Annotated in this window: 14 protein-coding genes; 3 read left to right on the plus strand and 11 right to left on the minus strand. The window is 73.9% G+C overall.

Translation table 11 applies throughout. The features are described 5' to 3' along the window. Positions 1–104: 104 nt before the first annotated feature. From ACFV9J_RS16215 to infC, 8 genes are all read right to left on the minus strand, one after another. Positions 105–1445 carry a transcriptional regulator gene (locus ACFV9J_RS16215; protein ID WP_356866067.1) on the minus strand — a complete coding sequence of 447 codons (1341 nt, stop codon included), beginning with the start codon at positions 1443–1445 and terminating at the stop codon, positions 105–107. A gap of 440 nt (positions 1446–1885) precedes the next feature. Beyond that, positions 1886–4399: a phenylalanine--tRNA ligase subunit beta gene (pheT, locus tag ACFV9J_RS16220; RefSeq protein ID WP_385354612.1), complete on the minus strand. Its 2514-nt coding sequence runs from the start codon at positions 4397–4399 to the stop codon at positions 1886–1888. Then, positions 4399–5520, minus strand: coding sequence for a phenylalanine--tRNA ligase subunit alpha (gene pheS, locus ACFV9J_RS16225; protein ID WP_385354615.1), 1122 nt, complete (start codon positions 5518–5520; stop codon positions 4399–4401). Before pheS ends, pheT begins: the two co-directional genes overlap by 1 nt. A 181-nt stretch (positions 5521–5701) precedes the next feature. Continuing rightward, positions 5702–6841 (minus strand): ATP-binding protein, encoded by a 1140-nt coding sequence (locus ACFV9J_RS16230; RefSeq protein WP_385354617.1) that lies wholly within the window; start codon positions 6839–6841, stop codon positions 5702–5704. Between the two features lie 50 nt (positions 6842–6891). Then, complete coding sequence (locus tag ACFV9J_RS16235; RefSeq protein WP_385354619.1) at positions 6892–7740, minus strand: TrmH family RNA methyltransferase; 849 nt, start codon at positions 7738–7740, stop codon at positions 6892–6894. 202 nt (positions 7741–7942) lie between these two features. Then, the gene (rplT, locus tag ACFV9J_RS16240) at positions 7943–8326 is read right to left on the minus strand and encodes a 50S ribosomal protein L20 (protein ID WP_003977226.1); all 384 of its coding nucleotides are present in this window, start codon (positions 8324–8326) and stop codon (positions 7943–7945) included. Positions 8327–8423: 97 nt separating this feature from the next. After that, on the minus strand, positions 8424–8618 hold the full coding sequence (gene rpmI / locus ACFV9J_RS16245; RefSeq protein ID WP_003977225.1) for a 50S ribosomal protein L35: 195 nt from the start codon (positions 8616–8618) through the stop codon (positions 8424–8426). A 114-nt stretch (positions 8619–8732) separates the two neighbouring features. Continuing rightward, a complete protein-coding gene (gene infC / locus ACFV9J_RS16250) occupies positions 8733–9389 on the minus strand; it encodes a translation initiation factor IF-3 (protein WP_346011632.1) in 657 nt (218 codons plus the stop codon). Between the two features lie 384 nt (positions 9390–9773). Here infC and ACFV9J_RS16255 point away from each other — a divergent pair, with 384 nt between their 5' ends. After that, a complete protein-coding gene (locus ACFV9J_RS16255; RefSeq protein ID WP_385354622.1) occupies positions 9774–10139 on the plus strand; it encodes a DUF1844 domain-containing protein in 366 nt (121 codons plus the stop codon). 25 nt (positions 10140–10164) lie between these two features. Here the strand turns inward: ACFV9J_RS16255 and ACFV9J_RS16260 are convergent, their stop codons facing one another. After that, positions 10165–10896 (minus strand): SseB family protein, encoded by a 732-nt coding sequence (locus tag ACFV9J_RS16260; protein ID WP_385354624.1) that lies wholly within the window; start codon positions 10894–10896, stop codon positions 10165–10167. 119 nt (positions 10897–11015) lie between these two features. Here ACFV9J_RS16260 and ACFV9J_RS16265 point away from each other — a divergent pair, with 119 nt between their 5' ends. Further along, positions 11016–11993: a serine hydrolase gene (locus tag ACFV9J_RS16265; RefSeq protein WP_385354626.1), complete on the plus strand. Its 978-nt coding sequence runs from the start codon at positions 11016–11018 to the stop codon at positions 11991–11993. A gap of 16 nt (positions 11994–12009) precedes the next feature. Here ACFV9J_RS16265 and mycP read toward each other — a convergent pair whose 3' ends face one another. Next, positions 12010–13191 (minus strand): type VII secretion-associated serine protease mycosin, encoded by a 1182-nt coding sequence (gene mycP / locus ACFV9J_RS16270; RefSeq protein ID WP_385354628.1) that lies wholly within the window; start codon positions 13189–13191, stop codon positions 12010–12012. Further along, positions 13188–14438 (minus strand): hypothetical protein, encoded by a 1251-nt coding sequence (locus ACFV9J_RS16275; protein WP_385354630.1) that lies wholly within the window; start codon positions 14436–14438, stop codon positions 13188–13190. The genes mycP and ACFV9J_RS16275 overlap by 4 nt, the downstream gene beginning before the upstream one ends. 938 nt (positions 14439–15376) lie before the next feature. Here ACFV9J_RS16275 and ACFV9J_RS16280 point away from each other — a divergent pair. Continuing rightward, positions 15377–16588, plus strand: a complete 1212-nt coding sequence (locus ACFV9J_RS16280; RefSeq protein WP_385354632.1) for an amino acid deaminase/aldolase — start codon at positions 15377–15379, stop codon at positions 16586–16588. The last annotated feature ends 33 nt before the right edge of the window (positions 16589–16621 follow it).

Below are 16621 nucleotides of genomic sequence, written 5' to 3' on the forward strand. Positions count from 1 at the left end.
TCTTTGAGTAGGTGGCAATATCGCAGCAGCAGCGTTCCGGCAGCAGGCGTACGGGGGCCGCTCACGGCGCAGGGGTGGGCGCAGGGGCGGGGCGGACGGGACGCCTACAGCGGTACGCGCAGTGCCCCGTCGATGAGTTCGGCGGCCTCGGCCGTCCCCGCGCAACCGCTGCTCACCAGGTGCTCGCGCACCGCGCGCAGTCTGTCGCGCAGCCGATGGGACTCCATTCCACGGGCCTGTTCGGCCATCCGCACGGCCGTCGCCACCGCCTTGTCGGCGTGGCCCTGGCGCAGTTCGATCGTGCTGAGCATGGCGAGCCGGTGCACGCGGCCCCGGTCGTGCGCGGGGGTGTCGACGGCCGCCGCCGCGTGCTCCCCGGCCGCCGCGAGTTCACCGAGGCTCAGCAGCGCCTCCGCCACCTGGACGTTGACCAGCCCGGGCTGGACGTAGCCGGTCTCGTCGGGCTCGTACCCCCGCCGGATGCGCTCGGCGGCCTGCTCGGCCCGGCGGATGCAGGCCAGCGCGCCGCTGCCGTCGCCCAGGTGCGCGTACGCCTTCGCCTGCATCGCGTACAGGTCGGAGGCGAGCGCCGGGGTGATGTGCCGGCCGGCGGCGCGCAGCGCGGCCTCGGCGAAGGCGACGGCCTGGCGGTACTCCCGCATGAACAGCGCCTGGTTGACCAGCAGCGCGATGACGTACGCGCCGAGCCCCCGGTCGCCGCTGGCCTTGGCGAGCCGCAGCGCCTGGTGGAAGTAGCGCTGGGCGAGGCCGTGCGCGTCGGAGTCGTACGCGCAGATCCCGGCGACGGCCACCAGTCCCCCGGTGGCCCGGTGCAACTGCCGTCCGGTGGCATCGGTGTAGCTGCCGCGCAGCAGCGGCGCGGCCTCGGAGTTGAGGAAGCCGACGATGCGGGCGCGAGTCGCGATGCCGCCGGCCTTGCGGTACATCTGCTCGTAGTGCGTGCGGGCGCAGCGCACCGTCTCCAGGTCGGCCGCGGTGACCCGGTGCCGTCCGCCGCGGGAGACGTCCGTGTCCTCGGGCGGGTTCTCCCACTCCCACACGGGCATCACGGCCGGTGTGCCGGTGAGCGCGGGGGCGCCGAGGATGTGCGGGCGCTGCTGCTGGTCGGAGCGCCACAGGGCGGTCGCCCGCTCCACGAACCCGGACAGCGATCCGGTGTGCGGGGCGGCCGGTTCGCCGGGCACACCGAGGCCGATGTCGTCGAGGGTGACGGGTCGGTGCAGCCGGGACGCGAGGACCTCGCAGATCAGGTCGGGCACCTGGCCGCGCGGGCGCTGGCCCTTCAACCACCGCGCGACGGCCGTGTGTTCGTACCTCAGTGCGAGCCCGCGCGCCCGCCCCGCCTGGTTGACGTGCGCGGCCAGTCCCGCGTGCGAGATCCCGGCCTCGTCGAGGATCGCGTCGAGCAGGGTGTTGGGCTGCATGGGTGCCCCCGGTGAATCGGTGCCGACAGCGTAGTGCGTCGGTCTTCACACGGGGTGTGAACGGAGTACGCGCATCCGCAGCGTGTGCGCGCTGTCGCGGAGAGTGCCGGGCCGGTTGACTGAAGGGCCTCGAAAGAGGCCGGCCGGGCCGCCGGCTCCCCCTCGTACAGTGCGGCGGCCCGTATCCACGCCGTCCGCCCGGCCGCCTGCCCGACACTCCGTGGCGGGGCGGACGGCAAGCCGGCTCCGCCGGGTGCGTAGAGGCTTGCGGTGCGTTGTCGACTGCGGGTGCATCGTGGTTGCTCGCGCAGTTCCCCGCGCCCCTAAAAAAGGGCAGGTTGCGCTGACGCCCCTTCAGGGGCGCGGGGAACTGCGCGACCAGCCACCGACTGCCCGCAGCCGCCGAACCGGCAGGAACCCCACGCCCCTTGGGCGCACCGTCAGCTCCGGAGCACTGCTCCCACCCGCTCGCCCGCGAGGGCAACCGCGGCGTCGCGGGCAGCGGAGGCCTCGTCGACCGTCAGCGTCCGGTCCCCCGCGCGGAAGCGCAACGCGTACGCCAGGGACTTGCGCCCCTCACCGAGCTGCTCCGCGTTGTCGTAGACGTCGAACAGCCGGATGGACTCCAGCAGTTCGCCCGCGCCCTCGCGCAGCGCCGCCTCGACCTCCGACGCCGGGACGAACTCCTCGACGACCAGGGCCACATCCTGCGTCGCGACCGGGAACGTGGAGATGCCCGGCGCCTGCGGGGTGTCGTCGCCGACCCGCTCCACCGCGTCGAGGTCCAGCTCCATCGCACTGGTGCGCGCGGGCAGGCCCAGCGTCTTCAGGACCCGCGGGTGCAGCTCACCCGCGTGTCCGACGACGCGGTCCTCGCCGTCCACGGTGAGGAGCAGCTCGGCGCAGCGGCCCGGGTGCCACGGCCCGTACTGGCCCTTGCGGACGCCCAGTTCGGCGCCGGCCTCACGGGCGACGGTGCGGGCGGACTCGACCGCGTCGGCCCAGTCGGCCGGACGGCCCTTGCCCCACCAGCCGGACTGCTCGCGGGCGCCGGCCAGGACCACGGCGACGTGCCGGGGCTGGTCGGGCAGCGCGGCGTTCAGCGCGGTGAGTTCCCGTCCGCTGGGACGCCGGTCCACGGGCAGGTTGCCGGCGACCCGCTGCTCGTCGCGCGGGTGGAAGACCAGGCCGGTCTCGAAGAGCGCCAGGTCGTGCGCGCCCCGGCCGTCGTTGCGCCGCAGCGCAGCGAGCAGGCCCGGCAGCAGCGAGGTCCGCAGCGCGGGCTCCTCGTCGCTGAGCGGGTTGACCAGCCTGACGACGCGGCGGACCGGGTCGTCGGCGTCGAGACCGAGCTGGTCGAAGACCTGCTCGCCGATGAACGGGTAGTTCAGCGCCTCGACGTAGCCGGCACCGGCCAGGGCCCGCCCGACGCGGCGGTGCAGCCGCTGCCGGGAGGTGAGGCCGCGGCCCGCCGGGGGCCGGGGCAGCGTGGAGGGCAGGTTCTCGTAGCCCTCCAGGCGGATGACCTCTTCGGCCAGGTCGTTGATGTCGTCGAGGTCGGGCCGCCAGGACGGCACGGTGACGATCAGCTCGTCCTGGCCGTAGACGTCGCAGCCCACCTCCTGGAGGCGGCGTACGACGGTCTCGCGGCCGTACTCCACACCCGCGACCTTGTCCGGGTGATCGGCCGGGATGCTGATGGTGTGCGGTGCGGACGGGGCGCTGATCTCCGTGACCCCGGCCTCGGCGGTGCCGCCCGCGAGCAGCACCAGCAGGTCGACGGTGCGCTGCGCGGCAGCGGCGGCGGCCTGCGGGTCGACGCCGCGCTCGAAGCGGCGGGACGCCTCGGAGGACAGCTTGTGCCGGCGGGCGGTGCGCGCGATGGACACCTGGTCGAAGTGGGCGGCCTCGATGACCACGTCACTCGTCGCGTTGTCGGTGTCGCCGTGGTCCGCGATCTCCGTGTTGGCGCCGCCCATGACCCCCGCGAGGCCGATCGGGCCGCGGTCGTCGGTGATGACCAGGTCCTCGGCGTGCAGCTTCCGCTCGGTGCCGTCGAGGGTGACGATCTTCTCGCCCTCCTGGGCCCGGCGGACGCCGATGGTGCCCTGGACCAGTGAGCGGTCGTAGGCGTGCAGGGGCTGGCCCAGCTCCATCATCACGTAGTTCGTGACGTCGACGGCCAGCGAGATCGGGCGCATGCCGACCTTCTGGAGCCGGCGCTGGAGCCAGATCGGGGAGCGGGCCTCGGCGCTGAGGCCGGTCACGGTGCGGGCGGTGAAGCGGTCGCAGCCGGTGGGGTCGGCGATCTTCACCGGGTAGCCGTAGGCGTTCGGGCCGGGCACGTCGAGCAGGGCCGGGTCGCGCAGCGGCAGGCCGTAGGCGATGGCGGCCTCGCGGGCGACGCCGCGGATGGACAGGCAGTCGCCGCGGTTGGCGGTGACGGCGATGTCCAGCACCTCGTCGACCAGTTCGAGCAGCTCGACGGCGTCCTTGCCGACCTCGGTCTCCGGCGGCAGCACGATGATGCCGTGGCTGCCGTCGTCGCCCATGCCCAGCTCGTCGCCGGAGCAGATCATGCCGTGGGACGTCTTGCCGTAGGTCTTGCGGGCGGAGATCGAGAAGCCGCCGGGCAGGGTGGCGCCGGGCAGGACCACGACGACCTTGTCGCCGACGGCGAAGTTCCGGGCGCCGCAGACGATCTCCTGCGGCTCACCCGTGCCGTTGGCCTGCCCCACGTTCACCGTGCAGAAGCGGATCGGCTTCTTGAAGCCCTCCAGCTCCTCGATGGTCAGCACCTGGCCGACCACGAGGGGACCCTTGAGGTCGGCGCCGAGGTGCTCGACGGTCTCGACCTCCAGACCGGCCGAAATCAGCTTGGCCTGCACGTCGCGGCCGGTCTCGGTGGCCGGCAGGTCGACGTACTCCCGCAGCCAGGAAAGCGGGACCCGCATCAGATCTCCATCCCGAACGGCCGGGTGAACCGGACGTCACCCTCGACCATGTCTCGCATGTCCTCGACGTTGTGGCGGAACATCAGCATCCGCTCGATGCCGAACCCGAAGGCGAAGCCGCTGTACTTCTCCGGGTCGATACCGCAGGCGGTGAGCACCCGCGGGTTGACCATGCCGCAGCCGCCCAGCTCGATCCAGCCCTCGCTGGAGCAGGTGCGGCAGGGCCGGTCGGGGTTGCCGACGGACGCGCCCTTGCAGACGTAGCAGAGCATGTCCATCTCTGCGGACGGCTCGGTGAAGGGGAAGAAGTTCGGCCGCAGCCGGGTCTTCATCTCCGCGCCGAACAGCGACTGGACCATGTGGTCCAGGGTGCCCTTGAGGTCCGCCATGGTCAGGCCCTCGTCGACGGCGAGCAGCTCGACCTGGTGGAAGACGGGGGTGTGCGTGGCGTCCAGCTCGTCGGTGCGGTACACCCGGCCGGGGCAGATCACGTACACCGGCAGCTCGCGGGAGAGCGCCGAGCGGATCTGCACGGGCGAGGTGTGGGTGCGCAGCACGACGCCGGACTCGGAGCCGCCCCCCGGGCCCTGCACGAAGAAGGTGTCGGCCTCGCCGCGGGCCGGGTGGTCCGGGCCGATGTTGAGGGCGTCGAAGTTGAACCACTCCGCCTCGGCCTCGGGGCCCTCGGCGACCTCGTAGCCCATGGCGACGAAGACGTCCTCGATGCGCTCGGAGAGCGTGGTGAGCGGGTGGCGGGCGCCGGCCGGTACGCGGTCGTGGGGCAGCGTGACGTCCACGGCCTCCTCTACCAGGACACGCGCGTCGCGCTCGGCCTCCAGCTCCTCCTGGCGGGCGGCCAGTGCCTTGTTCACGGCACCGCGGGCCATGCCGACGCGCTTGCCCGCCTCGGCCTTGGCCTGCGGCGGCAGGGCGCCGATCTCGCGGTTGGCCAGCGACAGCGGGGAGGTGCCGCCGGTGTGGGCGACCTTGGCCTCCTGGAGCGCGTCGAGGGAGTCCGCGGCGGCGAAGGCGGCGAGCGCCTCGTCCCGCATGCGCTCGATCTCTTCCGGTTTCAACGCCTCGACCTCGACTGGGTCGTACGACTTATTCGGTGCCGACATCTCTTCCCGTGCTTCCGGTTGGCTGGCTGGGACGCCCCGTCTACGGTCCTCGGACGCGGCGGAGACGCTTCGTCGACGCTTCGTCTGCGGATCTGGACGCAAAGGTGCCAAAGACCGAGTCTAACGGGGCTGTGGAACGCGGATTACGCCCGTGGGGGCCGTCGGCCGTCTCAGGTGCTTGTCAGCTGAGGTACGCCGGTGCCGCCACGGGCAACGTAAATCGGAACTCGGCGCCGCCGCCGGGGGCGCGGCCGACCGTGATGGTGCCGCCGTGGGCCTCGACGATGCCCTTGACGATATACAGCCCGAGGCCGGTGCCGCCGCGCTTGCTGCCCCGCCAGAAGCGGGTGAAGACGCGGTTCATGGATTCCTCCGGGATGCCCGCCCCCTCGTCGCTCACCGTGACCGACGTGCCGGTGTCCTCCCCTTCGCGGGGGGACGCCGTGGGCGTGACGTCAATGGTGACGGTTCCCTCGCCGTGCCGCACGGCATTTTCCAGCAGGTTGCTCAGCACCTGGTCGACCTTGTCGGGGTCGGCCCACAGGTCGGGCAGCGGCTGGGCGAGGCGGAGCAGGAACCGGTCGGCCTCCAGACCGGAGGCGACGTACGCCTGGATGTGCCGGCCGACGGCGGCGCCGATGTCGACGGGCTGGCGGCGCACCTCCAGGCGGCCGGAGTCGATCCGGGAGATGTCGAGCAGCTCGGCGATGAGCCGGGTGACGCGGTCGGCGTCGGCGTCGACGGTCTCCAGCATCAGCCGTTTCTGGTCGTCGGTGAACCTCTCCCACTTGGCCAGCAGGGTGGCCGTGAAGCCCTTGACGGAGGTGAGCGGGGAGCGCAGCTCGTGGGCGACGGTGGCGATCAGCTCGGCGTGGCTGCGCTCGGTGCGGCGGCGGGCCTCGGTGTCGCGCAGGGTGACGACGACGCGGTGCACGGGGCCGAGGCGTTCGGTGCGGACGTAGCGGGCGGTGACCAGGACCTCCCGGCCGCCGGGGAGCAGCAGGTTGCGCTCGGGCTGCCGGACGCGGATGGCGAGGCCGCCGTAGGGGTCGGTGAGCTGCCACCAGCGGCGGCCCTCCAGGTCCTCCAGCGGCAGGGCGCTCTCCAGGGGCTGCCCGAGGGCCTCGGCTGCGGGGGTGGCGGTGATCCGGACGGCGGCGGCGTTGAAGCAGACCACCCGGCCGTGCTCGTCGGCGACGACCAGTGCGTCGGGCAGCTGGTCCGGGTCGATGCCGAGGCCGGCGGGATCGCCGGACGTGCGGGGCGCGGGCGGGCGCGGCACCTGGCGTGCTCCCGGTGCGCTGCTCGTGCCGACGCTCATCCCCGTACCCCACCTCTCAACCGCGCAGGGGCCTTGAGCTGGTCACCCTACTAGCTCTCGGTGACGGAGCGGCACCCTCCGGCGGCGCGCTGTGCACGCGCCGACGCGTAGAGACATACGGCGGCGGCGGTCGCGAGGTTCAGGCTCTCCGCCTTCCCGTGGATCGGGACGCGCAGGACGGCGTCGGTGAGGGCGCGGGTCTCCTCCGGGAGCCCCCAGGCCTCGTTGCCGAACACCCAGGCGGTGGGCCCGCCCATGGTGCCCGCGTCCAGCTCGGTGTCGAGGTCGTCCTCGCCCGCCCCGTCGGCGGCCAGCACCCGCACCCCGGCGTCCCGCAGCCCGGCGACGGCCCGCTCGACGGGGACACCGACGGCGACCGGCAGATGGAAGAGGGAGCCGACGGAGGCGCGTACGGCCTTGGGGTTGTACAGGTCGACGGAGGCGTCGGTGAGCACGACCGCCTCGGCCCCGGCGGCGTCGGCGCAGCGCAGCACGGTGCCCGCGTTGCCGGGGTCCCTCACGTGCGCGAGGACGGCGACGAGCTTGGGCCGGGCGGCGAGGATCTCGTCGAACGGCGTGTCCAGGAACCGGCAGACCCCGACCAGACCCTGCGGGGTGACGGTGGTGGAGATGTCCTCGATCACCGAGTCGGCGGCGAGGTGCACCCGGGCCCCGACGTCCCGTGCGGCCCCGACGATGTCGGCGTACCGCTCCGCGGCCTCCACGGTGGCGAACAACTCGACCAGCGTCTCCCCGTACCCCGCGGCCTCCCGCACGGCCTGCGGCCCCTCGGCCAGAAACAGCCGCTCCTTCCCCCGAAAGTTCCGCTTCCCGAGCCGCCGAGCGGCAGCGACACGGGGGGACCGGGGGGAGATCAGCTCGGGGGCGGCGGGCGCCATGTGTTCCATCACCTTCACAAAATGTCTCAACGCGGGGTGCGGCTGTCTCGCCGCAAGGAGCAACGCCCAGGGGCGCGGGGAACTGCGCGACCAGCCACCACGAACCCGCAGCCGAGAACGGACAGGACCGGGCGGCAACCGAAGGGACCCGCAGGCTCACAGCCTGCGGGTCCCTTCAACTACGGCTCAAGCCAGCGCAGCGTCACGCCGCCTTCGGCGCGTTCACATCGCTCGGCAGCGCCTTCTGCGCGACCTCGACGAGCGCGGCGAACGCGTTCGGGTCGTTGACGGCCAGCTCGGCGAGGATCTTGCGGTCGACCTCGACGTTGGCGGCCTTCAGGCCCTGGATGAAGCGGTTGTACGTGATGCCGTTGGCGCGGGCAGCGGCGTTGATGCGCTGGATCCACAGCTGGCGGAAGTCACCCTTGCGCTTCTTGCGGTCGTTGTAGTTGTAGACCAGCGAGTGGGTGACCTGCTCCTTGGCCTTGCGGTACAGGCGCGAACGCTGACCGCGGTAGCCGGAGGCCTGCTCGAGGATCGCCCGGCGCTTCTTGTGGGCGTTGACTGCCCGCTTGACGCGTGCCACTTGTTAACTCCTTGTAGCGGGGCCGCGGTGGTCCTCACGCGGCCCGGTATCGATTGGGTCCCGGTCCTGCCGTACGGCGCTCAGTGGCGCCCGTACGTCACTTGCCGAGAAGCTTCTTGATCTTCGCGGCGTCGCCCGGGGCCATCTCGGCGTTGCCGGTGAGGCGACGCGTCACGCGGGACGACTTGTGCTCGAGCAGGTGGCGCTTGCCGGCGCGCTCACGGAGCACCTTGCCGGAGCCGGTGATCTTGAAGCGCTTGCTGGCACCGCTGTGCGACTTGTTCTTCGGCATAGCGCCGTTCTCTCCTCGTCGGTGGCGCTCCGGTGCCCGGTCGTGAAACCGGGCACGGTTGGAGCGTCGCTCTTGTATCGGGTATGTGTCCTGGGGACTGGCGGTCCCCCGGGGTCACGCTTCGGCAGGTGCCTCGGCCGGGGCCTCGGCTTCGGCGTCGGCGTCGGCCTCCGCGGCGTTCTGCGACTTGCCGGGGTTCGCCTTCGCGTCCGCCTTGCGCGCTTCCTGCGCCTGGCGGGCCTCGGCCATCGCCTCGGTCTTCTTCTTGTGCGGACCGAGAACCATGATCATGTTCCGGCCGTCCTGCTTCGGGTTCGACTCCACGAAGCCGAGGTCCTGGACGTCCTCCGCGAGACGCTGCAGCAGTCGGTAGCCGAGCTCCGGCCGGGACTGCTCGCGACCACGGAACATGATCGTGATCTTGACCTTGTCGCCCTGCTTGAGGAACCGGACGACGTGACCCTTCTTGGTGTCATAGTCGTGCGGGTCGATCTTCGGCCGGAGCTTCATCTCCTTGATGACCGTGTGCGCCTGGTTCTTGCGCGCCTCACGGGCCTTCATGGCCGACTCGTACTTGAACTTCCCGTAGTCCATGAGCTTGCACACGGGCGGACGGGCGTTCGCCGCGACCTCGACGAGGTCGAGGTCGTACTCCTGCGCAAGCTCCAGGGCCTTGGCAAGCGGGACAATCCCGACCTGCTCGCCGCTGGGACCGACAAGTCGCACCTCGGGAACGCGAATCCGGTCGTTGATGCGGGGCTCGGCGCTGATGGATCCTCCTCGGTAGCACCACGCGACGGTCTGGCGGACAGCCGCGTAACGTCTGTGTTCGATAGACCTAACCGCGCCGGCACACAAAAAATGCCCCGGACGATCACAGGCGGGGCTCCTCGAACTGCTACCGGAGCACCGCCGCGATGACCGCGGGGCGCGACTTCGGGCTGGTCGCCGCCGCTGGGACGGGACCGCCTGACCGGTGACCCGCCGTCCGAAGGACGGCCAGGTGGGAGTTCGAAGCCTCCACTTGTGGGCCGGATCCGCTGCCGTGGGCGTGCGTGTCCGACCGGTCGTTACACAAGGTTAGCAGCTCGGCCGGGGAAGGGCTAACCGAGTCCGAGTGGGGCCCGCTCCCCCGCTGCGCCTATCGTGTGCGGCATGAGTGAGACCCCTCCCGAATCCTCGGCGAATCCCGACTTCGACGCCATGACCCGCGACATCGCCGAGGTCCCCGCGGTCGAGGTGATCGTGACGGTCGCCGTCAACCTGATGAGTGCCGCCGCAGTGAAGCTGGGCCTCACCGAGGAGGGCGACGCGCACAAGGACCTGGACGAGGCGCGCAAGCTGGTGCACGCGCTGGCCGGTCTGCTGGACGCGACCGCGACCGAGATCAGCTCGTTCCACGCGGCGCCCCTGCGCGACGGTCTGAAGTCGCTCCAGCTCGCCTTCCGCGAGGCCTCGGTGGTCCCGGACGAGCCCGGCCAGGGCCCGGGCGAGAAGTACACGGGCGCGGTCTACGGCTGACCGCCGCCCGGCGACCCGGAGAGGGTCATCCCCGTACGTACAAGGGCTCGCCCGGCGGCGTCGCCCCGGCCGGCAGCAGTGCCAGGTCGAGGCCGCGCACCAGGCGGGCCCTCAGCGTGTCGTCGGCGGCCAGCCGCTCGGCGACGGCGCGCGCGGCCTTCGCCGCGTCGGCGGCCGGATCCAGGACCAGCGCGAGCGTGCCGTCGGCGCGTCCCGGCCCGAGGTGGGCGCGGAGCACGGCGGGCTCGTCGGCCAAGGCGGCGCGCACGGCACCCGCCACGGCCGGGTCGGCGAGCGGGTCGGTCGTCGTACGTCCCTCGGCCAGTGCCAGCAGCACCGCTCCGGTCAGCTCGAACGGCACCGGGCCCGCCAGGTCCAGTACGACGGTGTCCGCCTTCTCGTGCGCGGCGGCCTGCAGCGCCTGGTGCACGGGTACGGCGACGGGACGGGCCGCGGGGTCCCAGCGGGCGAGCGACGCGGTGGAGGTGAAGGCGGGGAGCGCGGTGCGGTCGCCGGCCTTCAGGGTCGGCACGGCCATGTCGCTGGTCTTCTCCCGGCGCAGCCCGTTCTCGTCCTCCTCCACTTCCCCCAGTACGGCGACGACGGGCACGAGCAGCCGGGCGCCCTTGAGCGCCTCCAGGACCGGGCCGACGGCGGCGCGGTCCTCGGACCAGGCGGCGAGCGCGGCGCTCAGCCGGGGGTCGGCGGTGCCGTCGTCGTCGGAGAAGGCGGAGTCGGGGATGTTCTTGTTCGCCACGGTCCCCGACCCTATCGGGGCGCCGGTGCGACGCTCCTCACCGGCCTCTCAGGGGTCTCTGACCCGGATTTGACCTCCGCCGAACGACCCGCACAGCAAGCGCCTGGACGATCGCGGCCATGGCATCCTCCAGAGCCCGGCGGGCGCGGCGGACCCGGCGGCGGCGTGCCCCGGTGTGGTCCGCCCTGATCGCGTTCGCCGTCGTCGGCGCCACCGCCGCCGGCGCGGTGTACTGGCAGGGCCACGCCCGCCCGGGCGCGGGCGGCGCCGTATCGTCGTCGGCCTCGGCACCCTCGGGCGGGGAGGCAGCAGTGGAGACGGTCGAGCCGGTCGAACCGGTCGAACCGGGGGCCGACGGCGACGCGCGGCTGGCCGCGGCCATGGCCTCGGTGCCGGTGCCGGACGGCGCCGAGGTGTCGGTGGCGGTGCTCGACCCGGACTCGGGCGCGGGCGCCGCGTACGGCACCGGCGCCTTCGACACGGCGAGCATCGTCAAGGTCGACATCCTGGCGGCGCTGCTGTTGCAGGCGCAGGACGCGGGACGTTCGCTCACCGCCGCGGAGCGGACGTACGCCGCCGCGATGATCGAGAACAGCGACAACGACTCGGCGTCGGCACTGTGGCGGGCGATCGGGACGGCCGAGGGGCTCGACGCCGCGAACGAACGCTTCGGGCTGACCGGCACCGAGGGCGGTCAGGGCCCGCTCTGGGGCCTGACCCAGACCACCGCCGCCGACCAGGTCGCGTTGTTGCGGCAGGTGTTCGTGACGGACGGCTCGGCGCTGAGCGAGGCCTCACGGGCGTATGTGCGCGGGCTGATGGAGCGGATCGCGGACGGTCAGCGGTGGGGTGTGTCGGCGGCCGCCGACGCGGCCGGTTCCACGGACGGTTCGGCGTGGGCGCTGAAGAACGGCTGGCTGCGGCGCAGCACCACCGGACTGTGGGTCGTCAACAGCATCGGGTGGGTGGCGGCCGGCGGCCACGGCCGCCTGGTGGCGGTGGTGTCGCGGGGCAGCGGTACGCAGGCGGAGGGGGTCTCGCTGACCGAGGCGGCGGCGCGGGCGGCGGTGTCCGTGGTGACGGACGGCACGCCCTAGGGATCTCTTCGGGTGGTCAGAAGTCGTCGGGGCGTTCGCGGCGGCCCCGCCACAGGACCACGGCCGCGACCACCAGGACGCCGCCCGCCCCGCCGGCCAGCGGGGCGGCCCAGGCGGAGGTGTCGTCGTCGGAGGCGGGGGCGTCCGGTCCGGTGCCGAAGTACTCGTCCCCGTACGACGCCGCCTTCAGACCCTCCGGCTTCAGCCGTCCGGCCGCCTCGATGGCTGCGGCCGGGTCGACGAAGCCGAAGCCCCGGGAGTCGTCGCGGCCCTCGGCCGGGGCGTTGCGGGCGGTGTCCTCCAGGACGGACTTGACCTGGGCCGGGGTGAGGTCCGGGTGGGCCGCCTTCACCAGGGCGGCGGCCCCGGAGACGAAGGCGGAGGCGGCACTGGTGCCCCAGCCCTCGTAGTAGCGGTGGTCGGGGTCGGCGATGATCACGTCGACGCCGGGGGCGCTGACCGTGGCGTACCAGCGGCGGGTGGAGAAGGAGGCGCGGGTGCCGTAGCGGTCGACGGCGGTCGCGGCGATCACGCCCGGGTAGGCGGCCGGGTAGGAGATGTGGTCGCCCTTCTCGCCGCCGTTGCCGGCCGAGGCGACGACGATCACGCCCTTCTTCAGGGCGTACTGGATGGCCTCGTCCTCGCCGGGTTCGGGGTGGGCGGAGGCGGAGTCGTCGCCGAGGGAGAGATTGATGATGTCGGCGCCGTGGTCGGCGGCCCAGCGGATGCCCTCGGCCAGGGCGTTGCCGCGGGTCTTGCGGGCCTTGGCGCGGGAGGGGTCGCCGTCCTCCAGGATCACGCGGAGAGGGAGGATCCTGGCCTCCGGGGCGATGCCCATGACGCCTTCGGTGTTGCCGGTGCCGTGTCCGTGGCCGGCGATGATCCCGGCCATGGCGGTGCCGTGCCGGGCCCAGGAGCGGTCGCCCTCGCTCGCGCCGAAGCCGACCAGGTCCTTGCCGGTGAGGACGTTGCCGGCCAGGTCGGGGTGGTCGGCCTCGACGCCGGTGTCCAGGACGGCGACGGTGACGCCCGCGCCCTTGGTGGTGCGCCACGCCTGCTGGGTGTGCATGGCGTCCAGGGCCCACTGCTGGGCGCGGATGCCGTCGGCGTGCGCGGCGGGCGTCGGGGCGAGGACGAGGGCGGCGGCGAGGAAGAGGCTCAGGGCGCCGGTCCTGCGGCGGATGTCCGCGGGGGTCACGACGGGTGCTCCGTGGGCGCGCCGACGTGTCTGCGCAGGGCGCGTTCGACGCGGTCGGCGAGGCCCTGCGCCTCGTGGCCGAGACCGGCCTGGGCGGGCGCCGACGCGGCACCGGACTCGATGGCCTCCTCGGCGGGTTCGGGTTCGTCGACGGTGCGGCCGTCGGCCCAGCCGGACACGGCGTAGACGACGACGGGGGCGTCGGTGAGGACGGAGACGGTCCAGGAGGCCCGCTGCGGTGCGCCGAAGCCCTCGGCGACCGTGTCCTTCGCGGCGTACGGCAGGGGCATGAGGTCCTCCCGGCGGCCCAGGCCCTGCTTCTCGAACCGGTCCGCCAGCGCGGTCATGGCGGCGGCGTCGGCCTTGGTGAAGAGCAGGCCGACGGTGGTGACGTGGCTCTGGGTGGCGTCGGTGTAGGTGGCGCGCAGCAGGCGCGAGCAGCCGACCGGGTCGAGCACCTTGGCGAGGAGCCGGTCGAAGGCGCCCGCGCAGTCGCCGTCCGGGGCGACCGCGACCCGCGTCCAGGTGCGGTCGGCTCCGCCGGGTCCCGCGCCCTTGCCCTGGACGGTGGGCGGGAACAGCTGGTCGACGGGCACGCTGTGCCACAGGTCCCCGGCCGCGGTGTACGCACTGCGCGCGCCGTCGTCCCCGGAGTCCCCGGCGAGCCAGCTGCCGGTGACGGCTCCGGTGAGGAGCCCCACGCCGAGCACGAGACAGACGGCCGCGGCGACGGCCTGCGGCCGCGGGCGGCCGCCGAGCGGGCGCGGCCGGGCCAGTCCGTCGTACCCCTCGGGCTCCGCGAAGGAGACCCGGGGCCGCGCCTCGTACGGGGTACTCCAGGAGAGTGCCGGGTCGGGGGTGCGCGGGGCGGCGGGGCCGGACGGCGGGACGGCTGCCCGGGGCGTGGGAACGTCGGTTCCGGCCGCCGTCTCCGCTTCCGGCGCCGCCGGGACCGGGCGCAGGCGTGCGGTCGTCTCCGTCGGGGTCTGTGCGGGAGCGCCGGGACGGTGGGACGGCGCCTGCGCCGCGCCGCCGCCGCGCGGGGCGTCCCTGCCGACGGTCGGGGCGGCGTCGGGGAAGCGGGCGGAGGCGCTGGGCGGCGGGGCGGCGGCGCCGGCGGACCGGGGGTCGCCGAGCCGGAAGCGCGGATAGCGGGTCCGGGCACCGGGACCCGTGGCGTCCGCGTCGCGGCCGTCGTCCGGGGCCGTGGACGTTCCCCCACGGCCGTCTCGGCCGTCACGGCCCACCGTGGGTGCGGGGGCGCCGGCCGCACCGGTACGCCGAGGCGCCCCGGGCTCCGCGGCCTCGCCGCGCTCCTCCGCCGGCGCCTGCGCCGGGCGGGGAGGAACACCGGGACGGGGCGGGGTCCCCGGGTGCGGCGGCACCGACGAACGCGGCACCGCCACGCGGAAAGAGGCATCCGGGCCCGGCCCGGCCGCCGGGCGGGGCACAGCCCGGGCACCGGCCGACGTCCGCGGTCCGGACGCGGTATCCGGTCGGGACCCGGACGCCGGACGGGAAGCGCCGCCGAAACCGGGCGCGGAGTCCGGTCCCGACACGGGCTCCCGCGCGGGACGGGGCGGTACCGACCGGCCGAACGACGTGGCGGGATCCGGCGCGGAGCCGGAACGGTCCGAGAACTCCGAGCCAGCAGCCGCGTCCGGACCCCACGCGGACCCCGACACCGGCGCGCCCCCGGCACGCGGCGGCGCCGGCGGCCCGGCGGCGGCATCCGGCCGGGGCGTCTCGTCCGTGCCCGGCGTGGACGCGGAAGGCGGTCCGGGGTCCGTGCGCGGCGGCGCCTCGGGACGGGGCGGGGTCTTGGGGCGGGGCGGCGTTTCGGGGTGCGGCGGAAGGGAGGCGCGACGCGCTTCCGTGCTCATGCACCCCCCGTTTCCTCGGGCCCGGCCCGTTTCTCCGACACGGGCCGGAGACGGTGGTCCTGACCGTGGTCTCCTGCCCGGCCCGGCGCGGAACCGATCCGTCCCGGGCACGCATACCCGCTCGGGAGGACCGCCATCCCGGCGCGGGCTGCCGGGGCCCTGCCGCCGGGGCCGGGTCCGCCCGTGCGTGCGCGTCACTCTACGGCGTGACCCCGCCCGACGGGGAACCAGTCCGCGCGCCCGCGGCATTGGCCCGGATCGTCCCCCTACCCTGCGGTAATCCTGTCTGGCAGGCTGCCGTCATGACCGCACGCGCCGCAGACCGGGCCCGTTACGACCGGGCCACCGCCCATCTGGACGCCCCCGTGGCGATCGTGGACCTGGAGGCCTTCGACGCCAACGCGGACGATCTGGTCCGCCGGGCCGGCGGGAAGCCGATCCGGGTCGCCAGCAAGTCCGTACGCTGTCGTGCGCTGCTGGAACGGGCCCTGGCCAGGGACGGTTTCGCGGGCGTCATGTCCTTCACGCTGGCCGAGTCCCTGTGGCTGGCGCGCTCCGGTTTCGAGGACGTGCTGCTCGCCTATCCGTCGGCGGACCGCGCCGGGTACGCCGAGCTGACGGCAGATCCCAAGCTCGCCGCCGCCGTGACCGTGATGGTCGACGACCCGGCGCAGCTGGACCTCGTCGACGCGGCGCGCGGCGGCGACGGCGGCGGCGGGGAAGTCGTGCGGGTCTGCCTGGAGTTGGACACTTCGCTGCGGCTGCTCGGGGGCCGGGTGCGGGTCGGTGCCCGGCGCTCGCCGCTGCACTCCCCCGCCCAGGTCGCCGACCTGGCCCGGGCGGTGGCCCGCCGCCCGGGGTTCGAGGTCGTCGGCATCATGGCGTACGAGGGGCATGTCGCCGGGGTCGGGGACGCGGTGGCGGGGCACCCGTTCCGGTCGCGTGCCGTACGGCTGATGCAGGCGGCCGCGCGCCGGGAGCTGGCCGAGCGGCGGGCGGCCGTGGTGCGCGCGGTCCGGGCCGTGGTGCCCGGCCTGGAGTTCGTCAACGGCGGCGGCACGGGCAGCGTGCAGCACACCGCCGCGGAGGACGCGGTCACGGAGATCGCGGCCGGTTCCGGGCTGTACGTGCCGCGGCTGTTCGACAACTACACGTCGTTCAGCGGTCGTCCGGCGGCGCTGTTCGCCCAGCCCGTCGTACGGCGGCCGGGGGTCGGGGTCGTGACCGTGCTCGGCGGCGGGTATCCGGCCTCCGGCGCGGCCGGCGCCGACCGGCTGCCGGTGCCGTATCTGCCCGAGGGGCTGCGCTACGACCCCCAGGAGGGACCCGGCGAGGTGCAGACGCCGTTGCTGGGCTCGCCCGCCGACGACCTGCTCATCGGCGACAAGGTGTGGTTCCGGCACGCCAAGGCCGGGGAGCTGTGCGAGCGGTTCGACGCGCTGCACCTGGTGGAGGGGGACGCGGTGACGGCGACGGTGCCGACCTACCGGGGCGAGGGGCACACCTTCCTGTAGCGGGGAGCCCCGCGTCGGGCCGGTGTCGGTATC

This window comes from Streptomyces sp. NPDC059906, assembly GCF_042730645.1.
GTDB lineage: Bacteria > Actinomycetota > Actinomycetes > Streptomycetales > Streptomycetaceae > Streptomyces > Streptomyces rubrogriseus.

What these genes read in the sequence shown, in the direction of transcription:
- ACFV9J_RS16265 (WP_385354626.1), top strand. Translation starts at nt 11,016, where the DNA reads ATGGCATCCTCCAGAGCCCGGCGGGCGCGGCGGACCCGGCGGCGGCGT.
- rpmI (WP_003977225.1), bottom strand. Translation starts at nt 8,618, where the DNA reads ATGCCGAAGAACAAGTCGCACAGCGGTGCCAGCAAGCGCTTCAAGATC.
- ACFV9J_RS16280 (WP_385354632.1), top strand. Translation starts at nt 15,377, where the DNA reads ATGACCGCACGCGCCGCAGACCGGGCCCGTTACGACCGGGCCACCGCC.
- pheT (WP_385354612.1), bottom strand. Translation starts at nt 4,399, where the DNA reads ATGCGGGTCCCGCTTTCCTGGCTGCGGGAGTACGTCGACCTGCCGGCC.
- ACFV9J_RS16235 (WP_385354619.1), bottom strand. Translation starts at nt 7,740, where the DNA reads ATGGCGCCCGCCGCCCCCGAGCTGATCTCCCCCCGGTCCCCCCGTGTC.
- ACFV9J_RS16255 (WP_385354622.1), top strand. Translation starts at nt 9,774, where the DNA reads ATGAGTGAGACCCCTCCCGAATCCTCGGCGAATCCCGACTTCGACGCC.
- ACFV9J_RS16230 (WP_385354617.1), bottom strand. Translation starts at nt 6,841, where the DNA reads ATGAGCGTCGGCACGAGCAGCGCACCGGGAGCACGCCAGGTGCCGCGC.
- pheS (WP_385354615.1), bottom strand. Translation starts at nt 5,520, where the DNA reads ATGTCGGCACCGAATAAGTCGTACGACCCAGTCGAGGTCGAGGCGTTG.
- ACFV9J_RS16215 (WP_356866067.1), bottom strand. Translation starts at nt 1,445, where the DNA reads ATGCAGCCCAACACCCTGCTCGACGCGATCCTCGACGAGGCCGGGATC.